The organism is Candidatus Zixiibacteriota bacterium (genome assembly GCA_020853795.1).
Taxonomy (GTDB): Bacteria; Zixibacteria; MSB-5A5; order CAIYYT01; family CAIYYT01; genus JADJGC01.
This window is the reverse complement of the sequence record JADYYF010000106.1, coordinates 24,725-31,893: the sequence shown is the minus strand read 5'-3', so window position 1 is coordinate 31,893 and position 7,169 is coordinate 24,725. Positions and strand designations below refer to the sequence as shown.

The window sequence follows — 7,169 nt, the reverse complement described above, 5'->3', positions numbered from 1 at the left end:
CGGCACCGACGCGGTACTTCTCATCGTGTGTGACTTGGAATAACTCGATGTAGTTTTGCGCCAGTCGCGCTTCCGACTCAAGGAGCTTCTCGAATCCAACGCCACTCCAATCGGCGAACATGGCCGTTCGACAAATTCCGCCCCAGATGCTGTCGATCAGCTTTGCTTGGGCCGCAAATGTCTGCGTGACTTCGCCGCGAAACAGTGGTTCGCCGCTCGGGCCGGTCGCATTGTAGAGAAACAAGTTCAAATCGGGCTGCGGCGTCTTGGGCTGATTGCCGAACCCGCCGTACACCGAATCGTACTGCGCGTAGATCGCGGTCTCGGCTTCCCTCAGGACTTGCTCGTTGGGCCGGCGAAATCGCAGGTTTGTCAGGCTGGCGCGAAACAGGCTGTCGAGCCGCGTCGCCTGGATTTCTACCACTGCCGGCGTACTCTGCCACGCGTCAAGCACGCGATCCATCAACACGCGGAACGTGTCCGCTGGGATATTTGTCGCTCCACCGAAAGGCAGCCCGGCCGGTGTCAGGAAGATGCATGACGGTAGGCCGCCCAACGTGTAGCGATCATACACATTCGGCAGTTCCTCCGAGTTGATCTTGATGGGAATCGTTGCCTCATTGATCGTGCGGGCGATCTCTGGTCGCGTGAACGTGTGCAACTCCATTTCTGCACACTGCCGGCACCACGGCGCCGTCAGGTACAGCAAGATTGGTTTCTTCTGATCTTGGGCCCGCTTCCAACTCTCCGTCTGCCATGTCTGCCATTTGACGACGCCATCGCCCTTGCCGCCGCTTTGTGACGAGCCGCACGACAGCGCCGCCAACACCCCCAACGCCAACAGCGCGCTCCGCAGCGCCAGCCTCGAAAACGTACTTGTCTTCCGCTTCACTTCCATATCCTCTCGGCCGAATGCCGCTACTTGGGCACCCGGATCAGCAAAACCAAACCCAGCAATAGAAAAATCGCATTCGTGCCCCAGGCGGCGACCAACGGTGAGATAATATCGTTGTGTCCCATCTCGATCCCGACCTTGACCAGGGTAAAAAATACAAATGAGATTCCCATCGACAATCCGAAACTGATGCCCAGTCCGGCGCGGCGCGGATTCGACGCCAGCGCCACACCGATCAGGATGATGATGACGTTGATGAACGGAAACGCGATCTTGTTGTAGAGATCGACCAACTGCACCGTTACCTTTTTGCCCAACTGCCGGCTGACTTCGATGAACTCCTTCAGCTTGAAGTAACCCATCGAATAGGCATCCTGTCGCGTGAACCAGTCCTCAAACAGATTCGGCTGCTCGCGGTAGTCGCTCAGGACCAGCGAATCGTGAGCGCTGCTGCGAATCGGCTGCGCCGCCGACTCGAGATCGCCGATCGCGCGGATGACAACCCCGTGGGCGATCCAGACGGAATCGCGCCACTGCAAGCGCTTCATCGTCGTGATTTCCTTGAGCGTGCGTCCATCAAATCTCTGCACCACGACATCCTCACCGCTCAGTGATTGCGACATGTAGCTGCCGAACTGGAAGATGCGGCCGTCCAGCCCTTGGAACAGCTGATTCCGGTAGACATTCGCCGTCTCCGGCCGTCGGCGCTCGATCTTCTCTGCTTTGATGATGTTCTTCCGATAGTTGGCTTCGGGCAGAATAATCTCCCCGAATACCCACAGACCGCCGGCAATTAGAAACCCGCCCATTACCAGAATCCCGGCGATGCGGTAGATCGAAATGCCGGCCGCCTTCATTGCCGTCAACTCATTGGTCTTGGCCAGCAGACCAATCGAGAAGATTGCCGCCAGCAGCGTGGCGATTGGGCACGTGAGGACGACGATAAACGGCGTGAAGTAGGCATAATAAAGCGCGATATCCTTCGTCTCCGCCCCCGATTCGACGAAGCGCCCGATGTTTTCCACAAGATTGACGAGATCGAAGATGATGATGAAACAGAGGATCGACACGAAAAATGTCAGGAAGAATCGCTTGAGCAGGTAGCGGGCCAGGATACTCACAAGCTTGCGCTCCGCCAGAAGATCATCCGCAGTGCCGCCACGAAGCTCTTTTCGCTGCGCACCCAGTATATCAAGATCAACCCCGTCATCACCATCAACACGTTGGCCGCCCACATCGCAACGCCCGGAGCGACGATCAATCGATCGGCCAACTGCTCGCCTCCGATCAGGAACGCCCAATAGACCGTGAACAACCCGATCGAGATGCCGATCGAAAGCGCCATCCCACCGCCGCGACTCACGACCCCCAGCGGCGCACCGATCAGGATGAACGCCAAACACGCCGCCGGCAGCGCGTACTTTTTGTGAATCTCAACACTGTACTTTGAGATGAGCTTGATGTTGGTAATGATCTGCGTCCGCCGGGTCTTGAAGAGTCGGGTCAATTGCGATATTCCGGCGGCGGCCTGCGAGTACTGGTATTCCAGCCACTCTTTCTCTCCGCGATTGGTAGCGGTCAACGGTTTGGCCGGGGGATTCAGAAGCCTGGTCAACGCCGAGTCGGTGTCAAGCCGAAGCGCTTCGCGATAATCGGCATTTTCTTTCTCCCACCCGTGCACCTTCTCCAGCATCTGGTTGGCCGACATCTCGCGATCGCCGCGATAGTCTTGCTCGGTCTCCTTCAACCGCGTTTCCAGGTTTCCGACTTTGAACGTCTGTGAAGTGAACGACGAAATCCGGTACTCGCGTGCCTTGTCGCGTTCCTGCTCGTGGATTTGGCCGTCCATCAGATGGAAGGTGATCATCTCGTCCTGCGGCGAAAACTCTACCACTCCCGAGTCGGCGGTAATTGTCCGGTTGACATTCTGATTGGTGCGGTCATAGATCACTGCGCCCTTGATGCGCGAAGTCTTGTGGTCGATCTCGTTTACCAGAACGATATAGCCCGGAATATTCTCCACGAACACACCCGGCTGCAGTTGAAACGTGGGCCGCAGGCGGCCGATGTCGCCGCGCAGGTTCGAAGCCATGTGATTGGCATCGGGCAGCACCTCATTGTTGAACCAGATCAAGCCTGCGCCGATCAACCCGCTGGCAATGAAGACCGGAATCATCAGGCGAATCAGGTCGATCCCCAGCGACTTGACTGCGAGAATTTCCTTGTCGGCGGTCATCCGCCCGAACGCCATCAATGTTGCCACCAGCACGGCCATCGGCACGGCCAGAGCCAACATCCAGGCCAGATTCAGTACCAGGAATTTGATCACGGTCCAGGCGGACAAGTCCTTGCCGATGATCAACTCCAGCATGTGCGGAATGAAGTCGATGATCAGCACGAAGGTGACGACGAAGAAGCCGAAAAAGAACGGCCCGATGTGCTCCTTGAGCACGTAGCGTGACAGAATTAACACGACCGATTCTACACCTGATGACGCTCATCGGGCAAGGAAAAACAATCGCGGCAGCTAAACGGAGGTATGGCCGCCGCCGTTGCCGAAGCCAAGCCAGCGTTGCTGCGACACGACCATGAGCGTACAGCCGGCGGTGATCAGAATACCCCCGACCATCTCCCGGAACGTCGGCAATTGACCGAATACCAGCAAAGCCAGCAACAGCACAAACACCGGCTGACTCTGGCTGATGACCGCCGCCCGCGACAGCGGCATCCGCTTCAATCCGGCCAGATACAGGAGTCGGGTAAGCAGCGGTCCCAAAATCCCCAGCGCCAGCACCCCCGGCCAGACCTTGTCCAGCCAGGTGAACTCTCTGCTGACTGCCGCGAAGATTACCCAGTACAGCGCGCACATGATCAGGTTGCGGATCGATGTCAGCAGCAACGGCGGAATTGTCTTCAGCGCTTGCTTCGAGCAGAACTCCGCGAAGCCGAAGAGCAGCGCACCGGACAGCACGAGCCAGAAGCCGGTGGTATATTCCACCCGCAAGTTCACTCGCATCAGCACTATCCCGGCAACCGACAGTACCGCCCCAATCGACTCCCAAACCGTCAACCGTTCCTTGAGAAAGAGAATCCCGAGAACAATGGCGACCGGCACCTCCGCGCGATTCAGAAACGCCGCCAGCGACGGATCCATTCGCTGTACCCCCGACCAGAAAGCGAGCACCGAGATCACCGACGTCAACGCAAAGAGCAACAGCCACTTCCAGCCGACGCGCGGAATGGTCACGAGTTGCCTCAACCCGCCGGCCCGCAGCGCAAACGGAATCAGCACAATTGAAGCCACGGAAAATATCAGTGTGTTCATCAGGAACGCTGAGATCGATTCCAGATTCCATTTGCCGACTACCGTCGCCATGGCCGAAGCGATGGCGGAACCGACGGAGTAGACGTAGCCGGTGCCGGTTCGCGGCGTCAACGCTCCCGCTGTCGGCGGCTGCTTGCCGCACTCCAGTTGCGACTCTCTGTTGTCTTGCTGATTCACCGCTGCCTGATGATTACCACAACAAAGCATTCAAGTTAGCGTTCCTGTCAGTCGAGTCAAGCGGATCAGTGGAGACTCCGCGAATACGGTGACCACTCTGATTGCGGCCATAAAAAAACGGGCGGTGCCGTTTCCGACCACCACCCGCATCTAATCCGGAAATTTTTGGGTCTACTTGATCCAGCGCAAACCGGCAAATGCGGCATTATCGCAGAATTCGATCCACTTGCCGGTCAACGGCAAGTGATTGTCGGCGGCGTCGGCCGCGTAGCCAAATTCGCCCTTCAGTGTGCCCTTGAAGCTATTGTTGTGATCGGTGTAGAATCCCGCAAAGTACCCGTGCCCGCTGCCGCAGATCGGGCACATCGTGGGATCATCATAAATCCAGGTGCCGTACACATAGTACCACACCACCGTCAGCGCGCCCGGAGAAACGACCCCCTCAAATGTCCGTGCTCCGGTGTTGGAGGTGGCAAAGGTGCCCGCCAGAAAGCCGAATACCGAGCCGTCGGGATTGAGCCATTGACCGTTAAATGTTCCGCTTGCCCCGGCATTGTCGTCGCGCACCCACTCGCCGACGATCATGCCGCTCGGGCACGATGACGAGTAGATCTTGCGTGCGTTAATGGCAAACCCGTGCTGGTTACTGACGATGTGAAACTCGCTGAGATTCGCGAGTTCCTCGAGGTTGTAGCTGATCGTGAACGGCGTCGTCGCAAAGGTCAACTCCGGCGCGGTGATGTATACAATGTCTTTGTCAACGTAGAGCAGGCAGTTCAGGCCGTCAAAATCATTGGCGGTAAACGAAGTCCAGGCCACCATGGCTGGATTGTTAGTCGGGATCAAATGATCTTGATTGTTCTCGAAGCTGATCGTGTGCAGCAGATCGAACGTCACGACGCCGTTGACGGACAGAGTACCACTCCAGTCAACCGGTGCAGCGCCCGGGGTGCCAGTATTCAACAGACTGCCCCATAGGATCGTGATCGCGTAGACGTCGTAGTTGTCGTACGGCGGCGAATCCGGCTGCATGCCGGTATGCGCCTGCATCTCCGGGTCGCTCACCTCAATTCCGACCGGCACCGCGAACCGACTCAGCATCGTCGCAACCTGTGCCGGCATCGGCGCGTCTTGCTGTTCGTTCTCAGGCGCGCTGGCTTGTTCGCTGCAGCTCCACAAGACGGCTGCGAGCATGACGGCAAGAAGCAGAAATATTTTTCTCATAAACACCTCGCTCTGTGCACAATCTCGGCCAATTACGGACCTTCCCGCCCGAAACCCGTTCAAGATTCGATCTCTTCCTATAGACGAAAACTAATCAGGAACGTCAAAACGCGCAAGAGGGTATTCTGAAAAGACGCCAGCTTGCAGGCTCACACTTAGCGAACCAATTCTGGCCAGTAGGACAGCACCCGCTTCAGCTCCAGATGCGCCACCAACAGGGAATAGCGGTCGGCCAGAGCATCCGTTTCGATCTGCTGAACCTCAAGCTCCGTATCGAGATAGTCGCTGTTGGTGATTAGGCCGGTGGAAAAAGACACCGCGGCAATCTCCAGCGCCTTTCGCGCTAATACCAGCCGCTCCTCGGTTATCCGCGACTTCGCAGAGATTTTGTCAGTTTCAGCGCGCAGTGTCTCCACCGCCGTTGTCGTCTGGCTCACGATCTGCTCAATCTCCAAGTCCAGCGTTCGCTGCCGCTCGATTTCCTCGGCTCGACGCGCCCGGGCCCGGCCACCGTCGAAAATCGGGTAACTCACCACGGCACCCCCACTGTAGTTGAACAGCAGTTTGTCGGGGTCAGGCAAGTACGAGTTTTTCCAACCCACGAATGAAACCAGCGACAGCGACGGCCGCAGCTGTTCCAGGCCGATCGTCAATTGCGACACTTCCTGCTGTTTCCGCAGCGCGATCACCTCCGGCTTTTGCATCGCCAGGCGCTCCACTTCCGGTGCGGTCGTCTCCGGAGCTGTAACCACGAGTTCGGCCAGCGACTGCGCAATTTCCGGCAGTGCTGTATTGTCGAGGCCGATCGACTCAGCGAGACTCAGCTGCGCGCTGCGCAATTCCGCCGTTGCCACGGCTAACTGCTCTTGATAGACCTTGACCTGCATCTCGCTCTTGAGCAAGTCGAATTGCGAAACCAGACCGTTGTCGAAAAGCACGCGCGCGTCATCAAGGTGGCGTTGCGACGTCGCTACATACCGTTCCGCCAAGCGTGCTCGTTCGGCGATCATTGCCGCCGTAACGTATTCGCGGGTCACCTGATAAGCGACGTCATCCTGCGTGCCGGCCAATGCGGTTTCAGACATCTCGCGCCCCAGTACCGCCATGCTGACCGCCTTACGCCGTTTCCCGAAATCAAGAAGCAGATATCCGCCCTGGAGGCGCGTGTCGACGACATGGTGGGTGGCCGTTTGGATTTCCGGGAATTCGATCGGCAGCGGGAGGTTTATCGCCAGTTTCGGCAGCCGCGAATTGTAGGTATAGGAACCGCTCAGCTGGAATTGCGGCAGATAGGCGGTTCGCGCCGTGCCGACCTTTGTCTGGCTCTCGATAACACGGCTCTGCAACGTGGCGACCGAATGGTTCTGCTTCAGCGCCAATTCCAGAGCCCCCTGAAGGGTCAAGGCGGCTGCATGCCCGGCCAGAGCGAAGACCGCCAATAGACCAGCCCAAAACACAACTCTCTGCATGAGGATTAAGAAAGAGATCACGCCGGACACGGCAAGCACTTTCAGAAAAACAGTGAACATCACCCCGGATCGGCCGTAT

Annotated in this window: 6 protein-coding genes; all 6 read right to left on the bottom strand. The window is 57.6% G+C overall.

Translation table 11 applies throughout. From position 1 onward, the window contains the following. A partial coding sequence (locus IT585_08125; GenBank protein ID MCC6963201.1) for a thioredoxin domain-containing protein occupies nt 1–892 on the bottom strand: 892 nt, incomplete at its 3' end. Between the two features lie 26 nt (nt 893–918). Next, nucleotides 919–2,016 carry an LptF/LptG family permease gene (locus IT585_08120; GenBank protein MCC6963200.1) on the bottom strand — a complete coding sequence of 366 codons (1,098 nt, stop codon included), beginning with the start codon at nt 2,014–2,016 and terminating at the stop codon, nt 919–921. After that, nucleotides 2,013–3,368, bottom strand: a complete 1,356-nt coding sequence (locus IT585_08115) for an LptF/LptG family permease (GenBank protein ID MCC6963199.1) — start codon at nt 3,366–3,368, stop codon at nt 2,013–2,015. The genes IT585_08120 and IT585_08115 overlap by 4 nt, the downstream gene beginning before the upstream one ends. A 54-nt stretch (nt 3,369–3,422) precedes the next feature. Further along, on the bottom strand, nt 3,423–4,397 hold the full coding sequence (locus IT585_08110) for a DMT family transporter (protein MCC6963198.1): 975 nt from the start codon (nt 4,395–4,397) through the stop codon (nt 3,423–3,425). Nucleotides 4,398–4,568: 171 nt separating this feature from the next. Next, nucleotides 4,569–5,621 carry a hypothetical protein gene (locus IT585_08105; GenBank protein MCC6963197.1) on the bottom strand — a complete coding sequence of 351 codons (1,053 nt, stop codon included), beginning with the start codon at nt 5,619–5,621 and terminating at the stop codon, nt 4,569–4,571. A gap of 155 nt (nt 5,622–5,776) precedes the next feature. Then, a complete protein-coding gene (locus tag IT585_08100) occupies nt 5,777–7,150 on the bottom strand; it encodes a TolC family protein (GenBank protein ID MCC6963196.1) in 1,374 nt (457 codons plus the stop codon). Nucleotides 7,151–7,169 lie beyond the last annotated feature (19 nt).

Coding starts and splice junctions, on each gene's coding strand:
- IT585_08100 (MCC6963196.1), bottom strand. CDS start 7,150: ATGTTCACTGTTTTTCTGAAAGTGCTTGCCGTGTCCGGCGTGATCTCT.
- IT585_08105 (MCC6963197.1), bottom strand. CDS start 5,621: ATGAGAAAAATATTTCTGCTTCTTGCCGTCATGCTCGCAGCCGTCTTG.